The sequence below is a fragment of the Pseudarthrobacter enclensis genome (genome assembly GCF_030811655.1).
In the GTDB taxonomy this organism is placed as follows: Bacteria; Actinomycetota; Actinomycetes; order Actinomycetales; family Micrococcaceae; genus Arthrobacter; species Arthrobacter enclensis_A.
This window is the reverse complement of record NZ_JAUSRE010000005.1, coordinates 134,774-156,079: the sequence shown is the minus strand read 5'-3', so window position 1 is coordinate 156,079 and position 21,306 is coordinate 134,774. Positions and strand designations below refer to the sequence as shown.

General features: G+C 65.6%; 18 protein-coding genes. 12 read left to right on the top strand and 6 right to left on the bottom strand.

The features are described from left to right. Positions 1-12 precede the first annotated feature (12 nt). The 5 genes from J2X98_RS06735 (at position 13) to J2X98_RS06715 (ending at position 3,473) form a co-directional block, all read left to right on the top strand. Positions 13-687 carry a hypothetical protein gene (locus J2X98_RS06735; protein WP_373460840.1) on the top strand — a complete coding sequence of 225 codons (675 nt, stop codon included), beginning with the start codon at positions 13-15 and terminating at the stop codon, positions 685-687. Between the two features lie 18 nt (positions 688-705). Then, the gene (locus tag J2X98_RS06730; RefSeq protein WP_307305833.1) at positions 706-1,212 is read left to right on the top strand and encodes an HAD domain-containing protein; all 507 of its coding nucleotides are present in this window, start codon (positions 706-708) and stop codon (positions 1,210-1,212) included. 152 nt (positions 1,213-1,364) lie between these two features. Continuing rightward, on the top strand, positions 1,365-2,618 hold the full coding sequence (locus tag J2X98_RS06725; RefSeq protein WP_141941169.1) for an inorganic phosphate transporter: 1,254 nt from the start codon (positions 1,365-1,367) through the stop codon (positions 2,616-2,618). Beyond that, positions 2,615-2,836: a hypothetical protein gene (locus J2X98_RS06720; protein WP_141941171.1), complete on the top strand. Its 222-nt coding sequence runs from the start codon at positions 2,615-2,617 to the stop codon at positions 2,834-2,836. Before J2X98_RS06725 ends, J2X98_RS06720 begins: the two co-directional genes overlap by 4 nt. A 61-nt stretch (positions 2,837-2,897) precedes the next feature. Beyond that, a complete protein-coding gene (locus tag J2X98_RS06715) occupies positions 2,898-3,473 on the top strand; it encodes a dihydrofolate reductase family protein (protein ID WP_307305828.1) in 576 nt (191 codons plus the stop codon). On the opposite strand, the gene J2X98_RS06710 is transcribed toward J2X98_RS06715, so the two are convergent. Next, positions 3,470-3,934, bottom strand: coding sequence for a hotdog fold thioesterase (locus J2X98_RS06710; protein ID WP_141941174.1), 465 nt, complete (start codon positions 3,932-3,934; stop codon positions 3,470-3,472). The genes J2X98_RS06715 and J2X98_RS06710 overlap by 4 nt on opposite strands. Positions 3,935-3,953: 19 nt before the next feature. On the opposite strand from J2X98_RS06710, the gene polA reads away from it, so the two are divergent. The 3 genes from polA (at position 3,954) to rpsA (ending at position 9,885) form a co-directional block, all read left to right on the top strand. Beyond that, complete coding sequence (gene polA, locus J2X98_RS06705) at positions 3,954-6,794, top strand: DNA polymerase I (protein WP_307305824.1); 2,841 nt, start codon at positions 3,954-3,956, stop codon at positions 6,792-6,794. 77 nt (positions 6,795-6,871) lie between these two features. Continuing rightward, positions 6,872-8,170: a GNAT family N-acetyltransferase gene (locus J2X98_RS06700; protein WP_307305821.1), complete on the top strand. Its 1,299-nt coding sequence runs from the start codon at positions 6,872-6,874 to the stop codon at positions 8,168-8,170. A 239-nt stretch (positions 8,171-8,409) separates the two neighbouring features. Further along, positions 8,410-9,885, top strand: a complete 1,476-nt coding sequence (gene rpsA / locus J2X98_RS06695) for a 30S ribosomal protein S1 (RefSeq protein ID WP_141941178.1) — start codon at positions 8,410-8,412, stop codon at positions 9,883-9,885. A gap of 159 nt (positions 9,886-10,044) precedes the next feature. Here rpsA and J2X98_RS06690 read toward each other — a convergent pair whose 3' ends face one another. Together J2X98_RS06690 and J2X98_RS06685 are read right to left on the bottom strand one after the other, a co-directional pair. Next, positions 10,045-10,542, bottom strand: a complete 498-nt coding sequence (locus tag J2X98_RS06690) for a GNAT family N-acetyltransferase (RefSeq protein WP_141941180.1) — start codon at positions 10,540-10,542, stop codon at positions 10,045-10,047. Continuing rightward, positions 10,526-11,236 (bottom strand): IMPACT family protein, encoded by a 711-nt coding sequence (locus J2X98_RS06685; RefSeq protein WP_307305816.1) that lies wholly within the window; start codon positions 11,234-11,236, stop codon positions 10,526-10,528. The genes J2X98_RS06690 and J2X98_RS06685 overlap by 17 nt, the downstream gene beginning before the upstream one ends. A 76-nt stretch (positions 11,237-11,312) precedes the next feature. On the opposite strand from J2X98_RS06685, the gene J2X98_RS06680 reads away from it, so the two are divergent. The 4 genes from J2X98_RS06680 to J2X98_RS06665 all read left to right on the top strand — a co-directional run bounded on the left by J2X98_RS06680 (position 11,313) and on the right by J2X98_RS06665 (position 16,633). Continuing rightward, positions 11,313-11,948 (top strand): SRPBCC family protein, encoded by a 636-nt coding sequence (locus J2X98_RS06680; RefSeq protein WP_307305813.1) that lies wholly within the window; start codon positions 11,313-11,315, stop codon positions 11,946-11,948. Between the two features lie 61 nt (positions 11,949-12,009). Next, positions 12,010-13,224 (top strand): dephospho-CoA kinase, encoded by a 1,215-nt coding sequence (gene coaE / locus J2X98_RS06675; RefSeq protein WP_307305811.1) that lies wholly within the window; start codon positions 12,010-12,012, stop codon positions 13,222-13,224. 80 nt (positions 13,225-13,304) lie between these two features. Next, positions 13,305-15,419: an excinuclease ABC subunit UvrB gene (gene uvrB, locus J2X98_RS06670; protein ID WP_141941184.1), complete on the top strand. Its 2,115-nt coding sequence runs from the start codon at positions 13,305-13,307 to the stop codon at positions 15,417-15,419. Positions 15,420-15,604: 185 nt separating this feature from the next. Continuing rightward, positions 15,605-16,633 (top strand): TerC family protein, encoded by a 1,029-nt coding sequence (locus tag J2X98_RS06665; protein ID WP_307305805.1) that lies wholly within the window; start codon positions 15,605-15,607, stop codon positions 16,631-16,633. A 142-nt stretch (positions 16,634-16,775) separates the two neighbouring features. Here J2X98_RS06665 and J2X98_RS06660 read toward each other — a convergent pair whose 3' ends face one another. The 3 genes from J2X98_RS06660 to J2X98_RS06650 all read right to left on the bottom strand — a co-directional run bounded on the left by J2X98_RS06660 (position 16,776) and on the right by J2X98_RS06650 (position 21,215). Next, positions 16,776-18,041, bottom strand: coding sequence for an alpha/beta fold hydrolase (locus tag J2X98_RS06660; protein ID WP_307306010.1), 1,266 nt, complete (start codon positions 18,039-18,041; stop codon positions 16,776-16,778). 64 nt (positions 18,042-18,105) lie between these two features. Then, on the bottom strand, positions 18,106-18,612 hold the full coding sequence (locus J2X98_RS06655; RefSeq protein ID WP_307305802.1) for a GNAT family N-acetyltransferase: 507 nt from the start codon (positions 18,610-18,612) through the stop codon (positions 18,106-18,108). Between the two features lie 59 nt (positions 18,613-18,671). Then, positions 18,672-21,215, bottom strand: a complete 2,544-nt coding sequence (locus J2X98_RS06650; RefSeq protein WP_307305799.1) for a DEAD/DEAH box helicase — start codon at positions 21,213-21,215, stop codon at positions 18,672-18,674. Positions 21,216-21,306 lie beyond the last annotated feature (91 nt).

The window sequence follows — 21,306 nt, the reverse complement described above, 5'->3', positions numbered from 1 at the left end:
GTGAGGTCCCTCATGGAGTTCCTGTCCGACAAATGGTGGATGGTGTTTCCGCTGATGGCGTTCGCCGGACGCTGGGCACGGGGCTGGCGGCAGGCCGGCGAGGGCGGGTACCGGCGAAGGGTGGGCCCTGGCACACTCAGGAACCACGCGCTGGAGGCTGAACGGGCCTCCGTCGCCGAGGTGCAGGCACTGATGGACACCCATCAAGCCACCAACCGGCGGTGGCTTGAATACGAGCTCGATGTGGGCAAGCTTATCGACTTTCCCCTCATGACAGACGTCCGGGAGCCGCTCACCGTTGCCTTCCTTCGCGCCAAGCGCCAAGCCGACGGCCAGCGCCCGGCCTCCGCCGAAGAGCTTAGGTCCGAGTCCGGCCTTGCCGCCTACCGGCAGGCGGTCAACAACTTCGCCGTGGCCCTTGATGTGGCCGAGCGGGAAGCCCGGCGCATCAGGGACAGCAGGTTCACCGGTCCGGAGCGTGCACGGCTGGCCACGGCCCGGAAACTGCTGATGATCGCGGAAAACCACGCGGCCACCCCGGCTGAACGACAGGCTGCGTACAAACGGGCGCGGCGTGAGCTGGACGGCCTCATCGTCCTGCCGGACGCCACCGTGGCGGCCATCGAGGAGAAGATCGCGCCCCAGCTGGACCCGGGACCGCGGCCGCCGCAGTTCCACCAGGGCTGAGTTCCCGCAGGCGGCAGCGTGGAGCGGACGCTTTACCTGGACGTTGACGGGGTGGTCTGCCCGTTCGGCCCGCAAGGAGTCACAGGGTGGGGGTCGGCCTGGCAGCATGCCGACGCCGGCCTGTTGCCTGTCGCCTACGCGGCGGAACTTGTGGCCGAACTCAATGCCTTGGCCGTGACGCCAGGGCTGCGCTGCGTCTGGCTGACCAGTTGGGAGGAGCTGGCACCCCGGTACTTGTGTCCCGCCCTCGGTCTGGCCGGTACCTCGTGGCCGTACCTGGCTGCGGACGGGGCTGCCGGCGGGACAGGCTGGTGGAAGCTCCGGGCCATACAGGAAGATGTCGAAAAAACCGGCCCCGATGCCGTGGCCTGGGTGGACGACCAACTGGCTTTCGAAGCCGAAGCGCAACGGTGGGCGCGCATCCTGGGCCGGCGCATCCTCACCGTCTCGCCGCACCCGCGGCACGGAATCACGCCCGCCGAACTCGGCATCCTCCGGTCTTTCCTTGCCCAATCCGTGTTTTGACCTCATGCAGGGTACGCGTACGATCGATAAGGTTTCCCGCCGGTTGTGCCCTCGCCGCAAGTCATTCCACGTAAACAGCCGGTGAACTATGCTGTGCAAGGCAGCCTGGTAAGAGAAACTGCTGACCGTCGACTCTGCAGATTGGGCAACAGGTGGATATCACCTTCATGGTGGCGCTGGTGATCGCACTGGCACTATTTTTCGACTTCACGAACGGCTTCCACGACACCGCGAACGCCATGGCAACGCCCATCGCGACGGGTGCCATCAAGCCCAAGACAGCGGTGGCCCTGGCTGCCGTCCTCAACCTGGTGGGCGCCTTCCTTTCCACCGAGGTGGCCAAGACAGTATCCGGCGGCATCATCCGCGAGGGCTCCGGCGGCGTCCAGATCACCCCCGAAATCATCTTCGCCGGGCTGATGGGCGCCGTTCTGTGGAACATGATCACGTGGTTGAAGGGCCTGCCTTCCAGCTCCTCCCACGCCCTCTTCGGCGGCCTCATCGGCGCGGCAGTGGTCGGGGCAGGATTCAGCTCCGTCAATTTCGAGAGCCTGGTCCAGAAGGTCATCCTTCCAGCCGTCTTCGCCCCCGTGATTGCCGGCCTTGCCGCCTATGTCTGCACCCGTCTGGCCTATGCCCTCACGGCACGCCACGATCCGGAAACGGGCACCAAGCTCACCCAGAAGCGCGGGGGCTTCCGCACCGGCCAGGTCTTCACCTCCAGCCTGGTTGCCCTGGCCCACGGAACCAACGACGCCCAGAAAACCATGGGCATCATCACGCTGGTCCTGATCGCCGCCGGAAGCCAGGCACCGGGCTCCGGTCCCCAGCTCTGGGTGATCACCGCCTGCGCACTGGCCATTGCCGTCGGAACCTACGCGGGCGGGTGGCGCATCATCCGCACCATGGGATCGGGCCTGACCGAGGTGAAGCCCGCCCAGGGCTTCGCGGCCGAGACCAGCACGGCATCCGCCATCCTTGCGTCCTCACATTTGGGCTTTGCCCTCTCCACCACCCAGGTTGCCTCCGGCTCCGTCATCGGCTCCGGAATGGGCCGCCGCGGCACCACCGTCCGTTGGAACCTGGTGGGCAAGATCGCGCTGGGCTGGCTCTTCACCCTCCCGGCGGCAGGCGTCGTCGGAGCCCTCACCGCCCTGTTGGTTAAGACCGGTGCCGTGGGCGTGCTCATCGCCGCCGTCGCCGGAAGCGCCGCGGTGCTCTTTATGTTCTTCTACTCACGCAAGTCGTCCGTGAGCCACCAGAACGCCGTGGAGGTCGAGGAAGCCGGCCAGGCTGTCCGGTTCGCAAAGAAGAAGGCCCGGGCCGAAGCAAAAGCCAAAGCCAAGGCAGAAGCGCAAGCCAGGGCTGACGCCAGGGCCAACAACACCAAGGAGAATCGGCGATGAAGTGGTTGGAACTGCTGAACGTTGCGGTTGCAACGCTGGTGGCCGCCGCAACAGTGGTGACCCTTTACTCGCTCGGCGTCCGGCTGACCGCCATCGCCGCGGACGCGCAGCAGACCTCGCCCGGCGTCAAGCGTTCCTTCGCCTACCTCTGCTTCGGCCTCTGCGGCCTGGCGGTCCTGGCCGGGCTCTACCTGATCATCCCCTACTTCTCCAAGTAGGGCACCCGGCCGGCGCCGCCCGGCTGTTGGCCAGCCCATTGCTCCTGGTTAGGCTGGGGCCATGCCGCGTATCCAGTACTTTGTGGCCGCCTCCCTGGACGGCTTCATCGCCACGACCACCGACAACCTGGACTGGCTGCTGCAGTTCGACGGCTTCGAAGGTGGAGCGGACAGCTACAACGGCTTCATGGCAGGTGTTGGCTGCATCGTCATGGGCGGGGAGACGTACGCCTGGCTGATGGAGCATGAGCCGGGCAGGTGGCCGTACGCCGGCACGCCCAGCTTCGTCTTCACCCACCACGTGTACCGCACCCCTGAGCGCGCGGACGTCACGTTCGTGCGCGGGAACGTCGAGGAATTCATTGCCGACTTCCGGCGTGCGGCGGGGGACGGGAACATCTGGGTCGTCGGTGGCGGCAACCTGGCAGCCCAGTTCGCCGACGCCGGACTGCTCGACGAGATCATCCTCTCCGTCATCCCGGTGGTGCTGGGCGCGGGGAAGCGGCTGCTGCCCATGAACGGCCCGACGCCGCCACTTGAGCTGGCGGCCTCCCGCACCCTGGGCAGGGGCATCGTTGAGTTGCGCTACCTGTTGCCCGGGCCCCGGGCCGGCAGTCCTGACCCGGGTTTCCCCTAGCCGGCGTTGTCGCGGAGCATGTTGGTGATCCGCGCGGTCGAAAGGCGTCTTCCCTGGGCATCAGTCATGACGATCTCGTGCGTGGTCAGCGTGCGTCCCAGGTGGACTGCCGTGCAGGTGCCAGTGACCACGCCTTCGGCGATCGACCGGTGGTGCGTGGCGTTGACCTCAATGCCCACGGCATGGCGCCCCGGGCCGGCATGCATTCCTGCGGCGAAGGAACCCAGTGTTTCCGCCAGCACCACGTGCGCTCCGCCATGAAGGATGCCTGCCACCTGCGTGTTTCCTTCCACCGGCATGGTGGCAACGGTGTGTTCAGGGCTCATCTCCAGGAAACGGATCCCCATCTTCACCACCAGGGCCCCGACGCCAAACCTGCCCAGCCAGCCGTGCATGTGGTCGGGAATACCGGCGGCTGTGAGCTCTTCGGCGAAAGCGCCCGGCGTGAAATTGTCTGTCATGGCAACTAGGCTGGCACCTGTGAGTGAAACAACCAAACCGGCCCCTTTCCCGTCCCAGGCCATCGATGAGGGGGCTGCCGTGCAGCGCCCGTCGTCCGCTTCCAGGCCTGCTGTGAAGCCCGCTACCCCCGCGGCCGGAGGATCTGTTTCAGCTACCGAAGCCCCCGTCATTCCCATCACCGACCAGCCACGGCTCCTGGTCCTTGACGGTCACTCCATGGCCTTCCGCGCATTCTTCGCCCTGCCGGCCGACAAGTTCTCCACCTCCAACGGCCAGCACACCAATGCCATCCACGGCTTCACCTCCATGCTGATCAACCTGATCAAGGAACAGCAGCCCACGCACATCGCGGTTGCGTTCGACGTCTCTGACGAATCCACGCACCGGAAGACCGAGTACAGCGAATACAAAGGCGGCCGGAACGAGACCCCCCGCGAGATGAGCGGCCAGATCGACCTCATCGGACAGGTCATGGAGGCCTGGGGCATCAAAACCATCAAGATGCCCGGCTACGAGGCTGACGACATCCTGGCCACGCTCGCCGCCATGGGAGAGAAGGCCGGATTCGAGGTGCTGCTGGTTTCCGGTGACAGGGACGCCTTCCAGCTCGTCACGGACAACGTTTTCGTGCTCTACCCCAAGAAGGGCGTCAGCGATATTCCCAGAATGGATGCCGCCGCCATCGAAGCGAAGTACTTCGTTCCCCCGTCCCGCTATTCGGACCTCGCCGCGCTGGTGGGGGAGACGGCGGACAACCTGCCCGGCGTGCCCGGCGTGGGGCCCAAGACGGCGGCAAAGTGGATTAACCAGTACGGCGGCCTGGAAGGCGTCCTGGAGCACCTTGATTCCATTGGCGGAAAGGTGGGTGACGCGCTCCGCGAGAACATCGAGAACGTTAAGCGCAACCGGCGGCTGAACCAACTGCACACGGACCTGGCACTTCCCGTCACCCTGGAAGACCTCTACCAGCCGCGCCCTGACCAGGCCGCCATCGAAGACCTCTTCGACCAACTCGAATTCAAAGCCATCCGCGGCCGGTTGTTCGCCCTGTACGGGGACGCCGGCACCCCTGCAGCCGAGCGCGAAAGCATCGACACCCCGGAGTACACCACCCCAGTCAATGCCGCGGATCTGGCCGCTTTCCTGGCCGGGGGCTCCGGACAACGGTCCGCCCTCGCCGTCGACCTCGTTCCGGGCCGGATTGGCGAGGACGCCGCTGCGGTGGCCATAGTCCGTTCTGGCGCCGCCGTGTACGTGGACCTCGCAGACCAGGACGCGGAGACTGAGAACGTCCTGGCCGCCTGGCTGCGCGACCCGGAGGCGCCCAAGGTGATGCACGGGTTCAAGGCTGCGCTGAAGGCCCTGAGCGCCCGCGGGCTGGAGCTTGAAGGCGTCGTGGACGACACCTCCATCTCCGGCTACCTCATCCAGCCGGACCGCCGCACCTACGAGCTCGCCGAGCTTGCCCAGCACCACCTCAACGTCGGGCTTCCCGCCGCCACGGCCAAGGCCGGGCAGCTGGAACTGTCGTTCGACGGCGACGACACCGCCGCCGCGGACGCCCTGGTCCAGGCGGGCGCGGTTGTGCTGGCGTTGAGCCGCTACTTCGAGGACGAACTCAAGGAACGCAAGGCAGAGGAACTTCTCTCTACCCTCGAGCTGCCGGTCAGCCGGGTCCTGGCCGACATGGAACTCGCAGGCATCGCGATCGACATGGACAAGATGGACGAGCAGCTGGCCGACCTCGCCCGCGTCATTGACCAGGCACAGGAACAGGCCTTCGCCGCCATCGGCCACGAGGTCAACCTTGGTTCGCCCAAGCAGCTGCAGACCGTCCTGTTCGACGAACTCCAGCTTCCCAAGACCAAGAAGATCAAGTCCGGCTACACCACGGATGCAGCCTCCCTGAAGAACCTTCTGGAAAGAACCGGGCACGAGTTCCTGGTGCAGCTCATGGCGCACCGCGAGGCCGCCAAGCTGCGCCAGATGATCGAGTCGCTGAAGAAGTCTGTGGCGGAGGACGGCCGCATCCACACCACCTACGCCCAGAACGTTGCAGCCACCGGCCGCATCTCGTCCAACAATCCCAACCTGCAGAACATCCCCATCCGCAGCGAGGAAGGCCGCCGCGTCCGCGGGATCTTCGTGGTCAGCGACGGCTACGAGTGCCTCCTGTCCGCCGACTACTCCCAGATCGAGATGCGCATCATGGCGCACCTCTCCGGGGACCAGGGGCTGATCCAGGCCTACAGGGACGGCGAGGACCTGCACCGCTTCGTCGGCTCCAACATCTTCCACGTCCCCACGGACCAGGTCACCAGCGCCATGCGCTCCAAGGTCAAGGCCATGTCCTACGGCCTGGCCTACGGACTGACCTCCTTTGGCCTGTCCAAGCAGCTGGAGATCTCCGTTGACGAGGCCCGCACCCTGATGAAGGACTACTTCGACCGCTTCGGTGCCGTCCGCGATTACCTCCGGGGCGTTGTGGACCAGGCCCGCGTGGACGGGTACACGGCCACCATCGAAGGGAGGCGGCGCTACCTGCCGGACCTCACCAGCACGGACCGGCAGCTGCGGGAGAATGCCGAACGCATCGCGCTCAACAGCCCCATCCAGGGCTCGGCAGCGGACATCATCAAACGCGCCATGCTGGGCGTGCACGCGGAGCTGCAGGCGCAGGGCCTGAAGTCGCGGCTGCTGCTCCAGGTCCACGACGAACTGGTTCTTGAAGTGGCAACGGGGGAGCGGGCAGCAGCGGAAAAGCTGGTGACTGAGCAGATGGCAGCCGCGGCCGACCTCAGCGTGCCGCTGGAAGTGCAGATCGGCGTCGGACCCAGCTGGTACGACGCCGGCCACTAGGCGTTGCGGGCCGGCTGCGTCCGGCAGGGCAACGTTGTTGCTGGCCCGGCGCCGGATTCGTTACTAGGCTCGGGTAAATGGAGAATCTGAGCGGTAACTATGAGATCCGGCGCTTTCCTGCTGTCTCGGAGGGAAGGGACGGCTACGAAGAAGCCGAAGCATGGGCCCGGGCGGTCGCCTTCGGGTTCCACGATGCCACCCGGTCCGCCGCCCATGTGGCATGTTCCATGGCCACCTACGAGGCTGACGGCAGGATCTTCACGGGCGCCTACCAGACGGGCCCGGTGGCGCAGTCGTCCCTTCCCGCCGAGGTGCCCGTAGCCACCTTCGGCACGTTCCGGAAAACACTCAACATCGGCTTCGGACGAATGCTTGAGACCCAGATGGTCACCGCCGTGACCGTCCGGACCCCGCACCGGCGGCGTGGCCTGCTGCGCCGCATGATGACCGAAGACCTGCAGGCCGCCAAGGACGACGGCATCGCCGTTGCAGCACTCACCGCTTCAGAGGGCAGCATTTACGGACGCTTCGGATACGGTGTGGCCAGCCTGGAACGCTCGGTGAAAGTGGACACCACGGCGCGGTTCAGGGTGCGCCCCCAGGCCACGGGCACCGTGGAGGTCGCAGACCCCAAAGTCCTGCTCGAGGTCGCCCCCAAAGTGTTTGGGCGGGTGCATCGCCACACGCCAGGGTCCCTCGGACGCCAGGAATGGTACTGGCTGCTGGCCTCCGGGTCGCTGAGCCGGGAGGGCAAGGAAGATCCGGCCATCAAGGCGGCGCTGCACTATGGGCCGGATGGCAGCGTGGACGGTTACGTCTCCTACAAGTTCGCCGGCTGGGATACCACGCCGGCCACCATGGAGGTGGTGGATCTCGTGGCGGCCACCGATCAGGCCTACCTGGAGCTCTGGCAGTATCTTGGCGCCATTGACCTCGTGGAGCGCGTCACCTGGAATGAAGCGCCGGTGGACGACCCCCTCGCCTGGGCGTTGACTGATGCGCGCTGCATTGATGCCTCGGACAGCCGGGACATGCTGTGGCTCAGGATCCTCGACGTCCCGCAGGCGCTGGCAGCCCGCCATTACCCGGCGGATGGCCGGCTGGTCCTCACTGTGGCGGACCCGCTGGGCCTCACTGCAGGCACATTCGCCCTGGACGTCAAGGGCGGCGGGGCCGCCGTCGAACTCCTGCCCGGGGGTGCGCCCGCGGACCTCGCGCTGGACGTCTCAGCCCTGTCCTCCATCTACCTCGGCGGAGTGAGCCCCGTAACGCTCAAAGCCGCCGGCGCTATCAGCGAGGTTACCCCCGGAGCCGCCTTCAAGGCCCAGCAGATGTTTGCGGTTGAACGAGCCACCCACTGCCTGACCCATTTCTAGGTCCGGGCCCACCTGGCACACGCCGCTTTGACCCTCATTGCCGGCAGCGACTAGAATAAACGGGCGTGTACCACGTGCGCGCACTTGCGGCCCCCTGGGGCTGCATCAAGAAAGTAATCCACAAAATCAGGATGACCCGGAGGATCCGTCGGATTCACCGCGAATCGCGCCTGCGTTCCATGACGCGGGCGCGCCGGTTTGCCTGACCGACTAACTATCCACAACGGAGCCCCTACTACATGACCATCACCTCCACCGAGAAGCCCGGTACCCCCGTCGTCGCCATTAACGACATCGGTACCGCTGAGGACTTCCTCGCAGCTGTCGACGCCACCATCAAGTACTTCAACGACGGAGACCTCGTCGAAGGTACCGTCGTCAAGGTCGACCGCGATGAAGTCCTGCTCGACATCGGTTACAAGACCGAAGGTGTCATCCCCTCCCGTGAGCTGTCCATCAAGCACGACGTTGACCCCGGGGACGTCGTCTCCGTCGGCGATCAGGTCGAAGCCCTGGTGCTCACCAAGGAAGACAAAGAAGGCCGTCTGATCCTGTCCAAGAAGCGCGCTCAGTACGAGCGTGCCTGGGGCGACATCGAGAAGGTCAAGGAAGAAGACGGCGTCGTCACCGGTACCGTCATCGAGGTTGTCAAGGGTGGTCTTATCCTCGACATCGGCCTGCGCGGCTTCCTGCCCGCATCCCTCGTCGAGATGCGCCGTGTGCGCGACCTGGCTCCGTACATCGGCCAGCAGATCGAAGCCAAGATCATCGAACTGGACAAGAACCGCAACAACGTGGTCCTGTCCCGCCGTGCATGGCTCGAGCAGACCCAGTCCGAGGTCCGCTCCACCTTCCTCAACAAGCTGGAAAAGGGCCAGGTCCGTCCCGGCGTTGTTTCGTCCATCGTCAACTTCGGTGCATTCGTGGACCTGGGCGGCGTAGACGGCCTGGTTCACGTTTCCGAGCTGTCCTGGAAGCACATCGACCACCCGTCCGAGGTTGTCGAGGTTGGCCAGGAAGTCACCGTCGAGGTCCTCGAAGTGGACCTGGACCGTGAGCGTGTCTCCCTGTCCCTCAAGGCTACGCAGGAAGACCCGTGGCAGACCTTCGCCCGCACCCACGCCCTGGGCCAGGTTGTTCCGGGTAAGGTCACCAAGCTGGTTCCCTTCGGTGCGTTCGTCCGCGTCGAAGACGGCATCGAAGGCCTGGTCCACATCTCCGAGCTGGCTGTCCGCCACGTGGAGCTGGCCGAGCAGGTTGTCTCCGTTGGCGACGAACTGTTCGTCAAGGTCATCGACATCGACCTGGAACGCCGCCGCATCTCGCTGTCCCTCAAGCAGGCCAACGAGGGCGTCGACGCCGACAGCACCGAATTCGATCCCGCTCTGTACGGCATGGCCGCAGAGTACGACGAAGAGGGCAACTACAAGTACCCCGAGGGCTTCGACCCCGAGTCCAACGAATGGCTCGAGGGCTACGAAGCACAGCGCGCCGCATGGGAGCAGCAGTACGCTGACGCCCAGGCACGTTGGGAAGCCCACAAGAAGCAGGTTGCCCAGCACGCTGCCGACGACGCCGCTGCAGCGACGTCCGGTGACAGCGACTCCGGCGCCACCAGCTACTCCTCCGAGCCTGCTGCCACCGACACCGGTGCCGGCACCCTGGCTTCGGACGAGGCACTTGCTGCCCTGCGCGAGAAGCTGACCGGCAACTAATTGCCACCGGCCCGGTACATCCGGGCTGACATGACGGGCCCCCGCGAAAGCGGGGGCCCGTTCTGTTTTAACCCGGCAGACGCGGCGGGCGCACCGGAAGGGGGCCCGTTCCCCAGTGGGGTGTGCTCCCCAGCTGACGGCGACAGGGGTTGCGCGGGTTTAAAGGTCGACGACGCCGAGGACTGTCCCTTCGCCGTCGTCCGTCAGCGCCGCCCCGGCTTTCGTGAGCAGCCGCAGGGCGCTGCGGTTGCCGGCCAGGGTCCGGGCGGTGACCCGCTGGAGCCCTGCCCGGCGGGCTTCGCCGAGGACGAGGTGCAGGGCCGCGGCGCCGATTCCCCGGGAACGGAAGCTGCGGCCAAGCCAGATACCGGTTTCCGCCGACTGCACGTCTTTGTCATTCCGTCTAAGCCGCACTGAGCCGGCAATGTCGCCGCCACAGAAGACTGCCCAGGATTTTTCTGCGGCGGGTCCGTCCAGTCCCGCGGCGGCAGCATGGTGGTAGCCGTAAAACCAGGCCGTGCGCTCCAGGTTCCAGCCAGGGCCGCCCAGCGGGGGAGCCACCTCATCCGGGGAAGCATCCCTCTTGGCCAGCTCCAGCAGTTGGTCAGCCACGGCGTCATCGACGTCCACCAAGGCAATGTCAGCCGAGGGCTTCATCAACCCACTCCGTTCCGTCGGGGGAAAGGGTTGTGGCGCCCGCCGTGAGCTGCAGGATCCGTTCAGTTGCCGCGGCGATGGCGCCGGCATCATCCGGGACGGCAATCCGCAGCACCGTATGCCGGTCCTGGTACGTGGTGTCGGCCATGACCATGCCTGCCGCCCGCAGGTCGTTCTCCAGGCGGCCCGCTGCCGCGTGGGGGACAGGGGCGGAGCAAATGCGCAACCGGCTGCGGTGGACCAAGGGCGCCACATCCAGGGATGCCGAGATCGATTCCGAGTACGCCCGCACCAGGCCGCCGGCGCCGAGCAGGACACCGCCGAAATAACGCACGACGACGGCGCTGACGTCGCTGAGGTCCGTTACCCCGGGAGCGGTTTCCCTCTTCAGCAGGGCTTCGAGCATGGGAATGCCTGCAGTCCCCGCGGGTTCGCCGTCGTCGCTGGAGCGTTGGACAGTCCGGTCGGGCCCGATGACGAACGCGGAGCAGTGGTGCCGGGCGTCATGGAACTCGCGACGGAGGCCTGCCACGAGGTCCCGGGCCTGGTCCTCGGTGCCGGCCCGCCGGAGGACCGTGATGAACCGGGAGCGCTTGATCTCAAGTTCGTGCCGGAAGTCCTGCCCTGCTTTCAGGGTGGTGTAGGCGGTGGCCCGGCTGTCCGTGTCCTGTGGTGGGTCCGCCGGGTTCAACACCGCTTCAGTCTAGTGGAGAAGCGCATCAGGCCTATCGGCCCATGACAGGGCAAGCTGCAGCCTGGAAACTTGACCCATGTCACGCATATTCAGGTGGCCGGCCAGGCCGGTAGTGCTGCTGGCAGCAGCGGCAGCATCGGCTGCCTGGTTCCGAAGGCATTACCTGCGCTGGGGTGCAACTGATGCAGAGACGGCCGACGCGCTCCCCGGCGATGACTTCCTGCCCACCCCCGACCTGCTGGCAACGCGTGCGGTTACCATCAAGGCCCCCGCTGGGGCTGTATGGCCCTGGCTGGCGCAGATGGGCCAGGGACGCGGCGGTTTCTACAGCTACGACTTCCTGGAAAACTTCCTGGGCCTCGACATTCACAGCGCAGACCGGATCCACCCGGAGTGGCAGGACATCCAGGCCGGGGACCATGTCCACCTGGCACCGGCTGCGTCCTCGGACCTTGAAGTGGCCCTCGTTGACGAGGGAAGCGCCCTGGTCCTGCGGGTTCCACCCGGTTCACCTCCCGGGCCGTTCGACTTCACCTGGGCGTTCGTCCTGCGGCCGCAGCCCGACGGCAGCACCCGGCTGCTGGTCCGGGAGCGGTACGCCTACCGCCAATGGTGGGTAGCCTGGATGGTCGAAGCAGTGGAGGTGGCGAGCTTCATCATGTCCCGGCGGATGCTTCAGGGAATCAGAATCCGAGCGGAGAGTAACGCGTAACCGCATGACCGGCGCACAGGGACCACTCGGCGGTCCAGGAGGCGTGCCCTAGTGTGGGAGGGTGCTGAAGATTGGGTTGACGGGCGGAATCGCCTCAGGGAAATCAGTGGTGGCCGCCCGCCTGAAGGAACGCGGCGCAGTGTTGGTGGACGCGGATGCGCTGGCCCGTGAGGTGGTTGAGCCCGGTACTGAAGGGCTGGAACGGATCATCTCGGAGTTCGGTCCCGGGATGCTCGACGACGACGGGCGGCTCAACCGGCCGCGGCTGGGCGAAGCGGTGTTCGGCAATCCGGACCGCCTTTCCGCGTTGAATGCGATCGTCCACCCCTTGGTGCGCGCCCGGGCCGCGGCCATCACGGCTGGGGCCGGCCGGAACTCCGTGGTGGTCCAGGACATTCCCCTCCTGGTTGAGACCGGCCAGGGCGCGGCCTTCCACTTGGTGGTTGTGGTGGACGCACCTGACGATGTGCGGGTGCAGCGCATGCTGGACATCCGGGGGATGACGGTGGAGGCTGCCCGTTCCCGGATGGCCTCGCAGGCCTCTCGAAGTGACCGGCTGGCCGCTGCCGACGTCGTCCTCGACAACTCCAGCACCCTGCAGCACCTTCTGGACCAGGTGGACCGGCTGTGGGACGTTCGGCTGGTGCCGTTCGCCCACAACCTGGCTGCGGGGACACGTGCACCACGCCGCGGGGGACCGGTGCTGGAACCGCACCGTGACGAGTGGGCCGTCCAGGCAGCCCGGATCGCGGCGCGGCTGGTGGCGGCGGCCCCGGAGCTCATCCTGGCGGTGGACCACGTTGGTTCCACCGCCGTTCCCGGCCTGGCCGCCAAGGACGTCATCGACCTGCAGGTGTCGGTGCAGGATCTCGAGGCCGCCGAAAAGCTGGCCCCGTTCCTGGCGGCCGCCGGCTTCCCGGCGGTACGGGGAGCGGAGTCGGACACGCCGAAGCCCGGCGATCCTGACCCGTCCGCATGGCAGAAGCGGTTCCACGCCAATGCCGATCCGTGCCGGGCCGTCAACGTGCACGTCCGTGCAGCGGGTTCCGCGGGATGGCGCTACGCGCTGATGTTCCGGGACTGGCTGCGGAACGATCCCTCCGCGCTTCGGGATTACCAAGCGCACAAGGCGGACCTGGCGGGACGCTTCGCGGATTCGGCCACTACCAGGGCTTACGCGGAAGCAAAGGAGCCGTGGTTCACGGACACTGCGTGGCCCCGGATGTCGGCCTGGGCTGAGGCAACCGGGTGGGTGCCGCCGTCGTACCCGTCCTGACACCGGAGCCTGCGTTCGGCGGTGTTCGCCTGTAACGGAAGCGGCAGTCCAGTGTCAGTGCCCCGCTGTAAATTAGATTCATGAGCCTTGCGCAGGAGATCAACCGTGTTGTAGCGCCCTTCGAAGTCATCAGCGAGTTCAAACCTGCCGGAGACCAGCCAGCCGCCATCGCGGAACTGACGCAGCGCATCAACAACGGTGAGAAGGACGTGGTGCTGCTTGGCGCCACCGGTACCGGTAAAAGTGCCACCACTGCCTGGCTTATTGAACAGGTGCAGCGCCCCACCCTGGTAATGGTGCAGAACAAGACCCTTGCGGCCCAGCTCGCCAACGAGTTTCGCGAACTGCTGCCCAACAACGCGGTGGAGTACTTCGTTTCCTACTACGACTACTACCAGCCCGAAGCATACGTGGCGCAGACGGATACCTTCATCGAGAAGGATTCCTCCATCAACGAGGAAGTGGAACGGCTCCGCCACTCCGCCACGAACGCGCTGCTGACCCGCCGCGATGTGATCGTGGTGGCCACCGTGTCCTGCATCTACGGCCTGGGAACCCCTGAGGAATACATTTCCGGCATGGTTACCCTCCGCCGTGGCGCCGAGATGAACCGGGACGACCTCCTCCGCAAGTTCGTCTCCATGCAGTACTCCCGCAACGACATGGACTTTCACCGTGGAACCTTCCGGGTCCGCGGCGACACCGTGGAAATTATTCCCATGTACGAGGAACTGGCCATTCGGATTGAGTTCTTCGGCGACGAGATCGAGAGCATCCACACGCTCCACCCGCTCACCGGCGAGGTCATCCGCGATGAGGAAGAGATGTACGTCTTCCCGGCTTCCCACTATGTGGCCGGCCCGGAAAGGATGGCGCGGGCCATCAAGCGGATTGAGGATGAACTGGCGGACCGGCTCAAGGTGCTGGAAAGCCAGAACAAGCTCGTCGAAGCCCAGCGGCTGCGGATGCGCACCACGTACGACCTCGAAATGATGCAGCAGATGGGTTTCTGCAACGGCATCGAGAACTACTCAGCGCACATTGACGGCCGTGGGCCGGGCACCGCGCCGCACTGCCTGCTCGACTACTTCCCGGACGACTTCCTGCTGGTGGTGGATGAGTCCCACGTGACCATTCCCCAGATCGGGGCCATGTACGAAGGAGACATGTCCCGCAAACGGAACCTGGTGGACTTCGGCTTCCGGTTGCCGTCCGCGATGGACAACCGGCCGCTCAAGTGGGACGAGTTCCTGGAACGCGTGGGCCAGACCGTCTACCTCTCCGCCACCCCCGGCAAGTATGAACTGGGCAAAGCGGACGGCTTCGTCCAGCAGATCATCCGGCCCACGGGCCTGGTGGATCCCGAGGTGGTGGTCAAGCCCACCAAGGGGCAAATCGATGACCTCCTGGGCGAAATCAAGACCCGGGTAGAGAAGGATGAGCGCGTCCTGGTCACCACCCTGACCAAACGCATGGCGGAGGACCTCACCGACTACCTGCTGGGCCACGGCGTGAAAGTCGAATACCTGCACTCCGATGTCGACACCCTGCGGCGCGTGGAGCTCCTGCGTGAACTGCGGCTGGGATCCTTCGACGTCCTGGTGGGCATCAACCTCCTCCGTGAGGGGCTCGACCTTCCCGAGGTGTCCCTGGTCAGCATCCTGGATGCGGACAAGGAAGGCTTCCTGCGCTCCTCCACCTCCCTGATCCAGACCATCGGACGGGCCGCCCGCAACGTCTCCGGACAGGTACACATGTATGCGGACCGGATCACCGACTCCATGGCCAACGCCATTGACGAAACCAACCGGCGCCGCGCCATCCAGGTGGCCTACAACACCGAACATGGTGTCGATCCCCAGCCACTGCGGAAGAAGATCGCCGACATCACGGACCAGTTGGCCAAGGAAGACGCCGATACGGATGCGCTGCTGGGCAGCTTCGACTACGGCAAGGGCAAGCGTGGCATCACGGGGGCCAACAAAGCCGGGGCCAAGAAGGGCGCGGCGCAGGTCCGTTCCGATGGCCTGGCGGCCGCGCCGGCCGAGGACCTGGTGGGCCTGATCGAGCAGCTGACGGAACAAATGCATGGCGCCGCGGCCGAACTTCAGTTCGAGGTGGCGGCGCGGATCCGTGACGAAGTCAGCGAACTCAAGAAGGAACTGCGCCAGATGCAGGCGGCCGGCCACGCCTGACCTCTGCCGGCTATTCGGCTGGGGTACAGTTAAAGGCACGTAGGGGAGTATCCCAAGCGCTACGATCGTCAACACGCAGGGCATGGTTGCCCGGCCGGGCGTAGCGGGCCGCCGCATCAGCACCAAGTGCACTGGCAGGCCGGAGAGACTTACACCATTTTGTGTACCCTGCGAAAGGTTTCGCCGTGCCCGATTTGCCTGTTTGGTTTGAGGTTGGCTCCTTTGTCGTCCTCGGCCTGATTCTCCTGACCGATCTCCTCCTGGTGGTCCGGCGCCCGCACGAACCGTCCATGAAGGAAGCCGGTCTCTGGGTGGCCTTCTACGTCACCCTGGCCCTCGTCTTCGCCGGCGCCATGTTCGCCTTCACCGGTGCCGAATTCGGCAGCCAGTTCGTGGCCGGCTGGGTCACCGAGTACAGCCTCAGCATCGACAACCTGTTCGTGTTCATCATCATCATGGCCAGGTTCTCCGTGCCGAGGAAGTACCAGCAGGAAGTGCTGATGGTGGGCATTATCATCGCCCTGATCCTGCGCGGCATCTTCATCATGCTCGGCGCCATCGTCATCGAGCAGTTCAGCTGGGTCTTCTACATCTTCGGAGCGTTCCTGCTGTGGACGGCCTGGAAGCAGGCCCAGGACGAGGGCGAAGAGGAAGAAGACCGGGAGAACCCGCTGATCGCCAGGATCCGCAAGGTCATTCCCATGTCCGAGAAGTTCGACGGCGGCAAGCTGCGGACCACAGTGAACGGCAAGAAGGTGTTCACCCCCATGGTGATCGTCTTCATCACCGTTGGCCTCACGGACCTGCTGTTTGCCGTGGACTCCATCCCCGCCATCTTCGGCCTGACCCAGAGCCCGTTCATCGTCTTCACCGCCAACCTGTTCGCCCTGATGGGCCTGCGGCAGCTGTACTTCCTGCTGGGCGGCCTGATGAACCGACTCATATACCTGAAGCACGCCCTGTCCTTTATCCTCGCTTTCATCGGGATCAAGCTTGTCCTGCACGCCATGCATGTCAATGAACTGCCCTTCATCAACGGCGGACAACACATCGAATGGGCGCCTGAGATTCCCACCTTCGTGTCACTCGCAGTCATCGTGGGCACCATCATCGTCGCCGTTGTCGCGAGCCTCCTCAGCTCCAAGGCCCAGGCGGCCGCGATTGATCCGCGGCTTGAGGAGGACGCCCGGAAGAGCCACAGCGACGCCGAGTAGGCGCCACCAGGGGTTTACCGCGCAGCAGAACCCGGCCGCATGAGCGGCCGGGGTCTGCTTTTTTGAGCCACCGGCTCCATTCCCGCTGCGGAACTGGGGATCCAAACACCAAGCCTTCGTCACCCGCGCAGCGCACCGTGGGTCAGCGGGTGGCTGAGCGGACCATCCCCAGCAGGCGGGCAAAAATCCGCTCACCGTCGTCGGCTATTCCGTCGTGGTGGAAGTCAGCTGTCTCCCAGACCTGCAGTCCGCGCACGGCCGCGGCGGTTCGGAGGGAGAGCTCGCGGTCCACGTAGATATCGTCCGTGTAGACCGCTGCTGCCACCGGAACGGCGTTGCCGGCCAGCACCTGGGGATCGTAGAGCGGCTTCCAGTCCTGCTTTGCCGCCAGCAACTGGGCTACTTCCTGCAGCGGCTGGAGGGCAGGGTCCTGCTCGAAGTACCACGGGTACACCATTTCGCCCGTCAGCAGCAGGGGCTCGGCGTCCGGCCTGAACCAGGGGTTTTCGGCAAGCATCCGCCAGGCTGACCAATTCGTGGCCTGCCCCTGGCCGTAGATGGATTCATGCATCAGGGCATAGAGGGGGTTGGAACGGCGGGAGACCACGCCCTGGAGCTGCTCCAGGAACGTGTCCGAAAGCCTCGGTCCGCCGGCAGTCTCCACGAAGGCGTCCTCCAGCAGGTAGTGAAGGCTGTCCACGCGGGTGTTGCCGCCGAGGAATGCCCCTGCCATCTGGAACCGCTCAACGGTCAGGGGAACGCCATCGGGCAGCAACTCGGTGGCGGCCCGCAGGTGGCGGGCAATCCGCTCCACCGTCTTCCGGTCCTCCGGATACCAGCCAAAGTATTCCTCGTTCCGCGCTGCTACCCGCTGGTACGTGGCCCGGTACACGTCGTCCGCGCTGCCGGTGAGCGGTGCCAGGCCGCCGGTGATGAGCGCTTCACGTAGTCCTTCCGGTGCGAAGGACAGATACGTCAGGGCACAGAAACCGCCGTAGCTTTGGCCGTAGATGGTCCAAGGGTCGGACCCCAGGGCTTTGCGGATCAGCTCGGCGTCCGCCACGATCGAATCAGCGCGGAAGTGCTCCAAGTAGGCGGCCTGCGCAGCTGCAGACCCCCGGTCTGCCAGCGTGACGCGGTCGAGGGGGGTGGAGAGGCCGGTGCCGCGCTGGTCGAGCATCAGGATGCGGAAATCCTGTGCTGCGGCCTTGCCCCAGCCGCCCAGGGAACCCCACCTGTTGCCGCGCCCGCCCGGACCACCCTGCAGGAAGAGGAGCCAGGGCAGCCGGGCGGCGGCCTCCTCGCTGTGCGCCGCGGAGACGTACTCCCGGGCAAAAACGGTGATGGCCCCGCCGGTTGGTTCGTCGTGGTCCAGGGGTACCGTGAAGTAGTGCTCCACCGACCGCATGCCGCGGAATTCATGCCTGGCCCTGATTTCGTGCCCGACGGCGGCAGCCGGGCTCTGCTCCACGTCAGCCACGGGCAGGAGCAGGAAGGGAGGTCGCCTGGCTAAAACGGTCCAGCGCTTCACCCGTAAGACGGAAGGTGGACCAGCCGTCCATAGGGCGGGCACCCAGGCGGCGGTAGAAGTTGATGGACGGTTCGTTCCAGTCAAGAACGCTCCATTCCACGCGCGCGTAGCCGTTAACGACGGCGATCGCGGCAAGGTGCTGCAGGAGTGCCTTGCCGTGTCCTTCGCCCCGCGCCTCCGGGCTGACGTAAAGGTCCTCCAGGTAGATCCCGTGCACGCCCTCCCAGGTGGAGTAGTTCAGGAACCACAGGGCGAAGCCCTGCACCTCGCCCTCCTCGTCTTCCGCCATGGCGGCGAAGACGCGCGGGTTTTCCGCGAACAGCACCTGCTCCAGCATTTCCGGCGTGTTGCGGACGGCGTCCGGTTCCTTCTCGTACCGGGCCAGTTCGTGGATCATGCGGAGGATGGCGGGGACGTCGTGCCGTGTTGCGGGCCGGATTACACTCATTCTCCGAGCTTACCGCCGGCGCCGGATGGCCTCCCTCAGGGTCCACGCCGGCTGCCGCGTCAGAGCCGGTTCACGTCCGTCACCCGCACCACCGCAGTGCCGCTCGCATCCGACTCCGCCAGGTCCACGTCCGCCGAGATGCCCCAGTCGTGGTTGCCGGCGGGGTCGTCGAAAATCTGCCGCACCTTCCAACTTCCGGGTTCCTCGGTGATGATGAGCAACCCTGGTCCCCGGGCATCAGGCCCTGTCCCAATATCGTCGTGCTCGTCGAAGTAGTCGTCCAGCGCATCTTCCCAGCGGTCGGCACCCCAACCGGAGCCGCCGTCGAGCTCTCCCAGCGCGGTGGCGTCCTCGTCGGCGAACAATTCAACGCGGCGGAACATCTCATTGCGCACCATCACGCGGAAGGCACGGATGTTGGACGTGAGCGACGGCGGCGGAGGCGGCGGCGCGTCGTGCGGCGTCGGCGCCGCACCGGAGGCCAGTTCCTCCCACTCGTCCAGGAGGCTTGAGTCGACCTGCCGCACCAGCTCACCCAGCCACGCGGTCAGATCGGCCAGGTCCTCCCGGAGCATGTCCTGCGGGACGGTCTGGCGCAGTGCCTTGAAGGCGTCGGCGAGGTACCGGAGCACGATCCCTTCCGACCTCGCCAGCCCGTAGAACTGGACGAATTCGCCAAAGTTCATGGCCCGTTCGTACATGTCGCGGACCACCGACTTCGGCGCGAGCTCGAAGTCGCCCACCCACGGCGCGGCCTTCCGGTAAACCTCGAACGCCTCACCCAGGATTTCCGCGAGCGGCTGCGGGTAGGTCACCTCGTCCAGCATGGCCATCCGCTGGTCGTAGTCGATGCCGTCAGCCTTCATGGCCGCCACCGCTTCACCGCGGGCCTTCTTCTGCTGCGCCGACAGGATCTGCCGCGGTTTCTCCAGGGTGGCCTCGATGACGGAGACCACGTCCAGGGCGTACGACGGCGACTCCGGGTCAAGGAGGTCCAGTGCGGCAAGTGCGAAGGGGGAGAGCGGCTGGTTCAGGGCAAAGTTCGGCTGAAGGTGGACGGTCAGCCTGACGGTGCGCCCGTCGGGACCCTGCTCCTCCGGGGGAATCCGCTCGATGACCTCGGCGGCCAGCAGTTCCCGGTAGATGCCCAGTGCCTTCTTCATCAGGCGCAGCTGGGAGGACCGTGGCTCGTGGTTTTCGGTGAGCAGGCGGCGGGCGGCAGCGAAGGGGTCGCCGGGCCGTTCCATCAGGTTCATCAGCATCGCGTGGGTCACGGTGAAGCTGGATGTCAACGGGTCCGGAACGGATTCCACCAGCCGCTTGAATGTGGGTTCGCCCCAGGACACGAACCCCTCGGGCGGTTTCTTCTTCACCACCTGGCGCAGCTTTTTCTGGTCGTCCCCGAACTTTGCGGTGGCCTTGGCCATCGCCTTGACGTTCTCGATCACGTGCTCGGGAGCCTGTACCACCACCGTCCCGGCGGTGTCGTAGCCTGCCCGGCCGGCCCGGCCCGCAATCTGGTGGAACTCACGTGAGTTGAGCAGCCGGGTGCGGACGCCGTCGTACTTGCTCAAGGCGGTGAGCAGCACCGTCCGGATGGGCACGTTGATGCCCACGCCCAGTGTGTCCGTCCCGCAGATGACCTTCAGCAGCCCTGCCTGGGCCAATTGCTCCACAAGCCTGCGGTATTTGGGGAGCATTCCGGCGTGGTGCACGCCGATTCCGTGGCGCACCAGCCTGTTCAGCGTCTTGCCGAACCCGGCCGCGAACCGGAAGTTGGCAATGAGCTCCGCGATTTTGTCCTTTTCCTCCCTGGTGCATACGTTGATGCTCATCAGGTTCTGCGCGCGGTCGATCGCTTCGAGCTGGCTGAAATGCACCACGTAGACCGGCACCTGCCGGGTGGACAGCAACTCCTCCAGCGTCTCGTGCACGGGGGTCTGGTGGTAGTAGTAATGCAGGGGAATGGGCCGCTCCGCCGAGCTGACCGTGGTGGTGGCACGGCCCGTTAGGGCGGTCAGCCCCTCTTCGAAGCGGGTAACGTCCCCCAGCGTGGCGGACATGAGCAGGATCTGCGCCTGCGGGAGTTCCAGGAGGGGCACCTGCCAGGCCCAGCCGCGCTGCGGGTCTGAATAGAAGTGGAACTCGTCCATGATCACAGCACCCAGCTCCGCGGCAGCGCCTTCCCGCAGGGCAATGTTGGCCAGGATTTCCGCCGTGCAGCAGATGATCGGCGCGTCCTGGTTTACCCCCGAGTCCCCGGTGATCATGCCCACGTTCCCGGCCCCGAAGATGTCGCAGAGTGCAAAGAATTTCTCGGACACCAGGGCTTTGATGGGCGCCGTGTAATAGCTGCGGCGGCCTTGTGCCATGGCCTGGAAGTGCGCGGCGATCGCCACCAGCGACTTACCGGAGCCTGTGGGTGTGGCCAGGATGACATTGGCCCCCGTTGCCAGTTCCATGATGGCTTCGTCCTGGGCCGGGTACAGCGACAGCCCCCGGCTTTCCGTCCATTCCACAAACCGCGTGTAAAGGGCGTCGGGGTCGACGGCGTCGGGACGGTTGGGGACGGACAGATCGCTCAGCTGGTCAACGAGTTTCATTGACTTCAACCTTAGTGCCACGTGGCATACCGGCAGGGCGGTGCTGCCGGGTTAGGCTACGGCTTGCCCGTGTGTGCGTCAGAACCTGGAG

Bases quoted from the DNA above. Each gene is read 5' to 3' on its own strand.
- J2X98_RS06735 (WP_373460840.1), top strand. From the start codon at position 13: ATGGAGTTCCTGTCCGACAAATGGTGGATGGTGTTTCCGCTGATGGCG.
- J2X98_RS06720 (WP_141941171.1), top strand. From the start codon at position 2,615: ATGAAGTGGTTGGAACTGCTGAACGTTGCGGTTGCAACGCTGGTGGCC.
- J2X98_RS06715 (WP_307305828.1), top strand. From the start codon at position 2,898: ATGCCGCGTATCCAGTACTTTGTGGCCGCCTCCCTGGACGGCTTCATC.
- J2X98_RS06710 (WP_141941174.1), bottom strand. From the start codon at position 3,934: ATGACAGACAATTTCACGCCGGGCGCTTTCGCCGAAGAGCTCACAGCC.
- J2X98_RS06700 (WP_307305821.1), top strand. From the start codon at position 6,872: ATGGAGAATCTGAGCGGTAACTATGAGATCCGGCGCTTTCCTGCTGTC.
- rpsA (WP_141941178.1), top strand. From the start codon at position 8,410: ATGACCATCACCTCCACCGAGAAGCCCGGTACCCCCGTCGTCGCCATT.
- J2X98_RS06690 (WP_141941180.1), bottom strand. From the start codon at position 10,542: ATGAAGCCCTCGGCTGACATTGCCTTGGTGGACGTCGATGACGCCGTG.
- J2X98_RS06680 (WP_307305813.1), top strand. From the start codon at position 11,313: ATGTCACGCATATTCAGGTGGCCGGCCAGGCCGGTAGTGCTGCTGGCA.
- uvrB (WP_141941184.1), top strand. From the start codon at position 13,305: ATGAGCCTTGCGCAGGAGATCAACCGTGTTGTAGCGCCCTTCGAAGTC.
- J2X98_RS06660 (WP_307306010.1), bottom strand. From the start codon at position 18,041: ATGCGGTCGGTGGAGCACTACTTCACGGTACCCCTGGACCACGACGAA.
- J2X98_RS06655 (WP_307305802.1), bottom strand. From the start codon at position 18,612: ATGAGTGTAATCCGGCCCGCAACACGGCACGACGTCCCCGCCATCCTC.
- J2X98_RS06650 (WP_307305799.1), bottom strand. From the start codon at position 21,215: ATGAAACTCGTTGACCAGCTGAGCGATCTGTCCGTCCCCAACCGTCCC.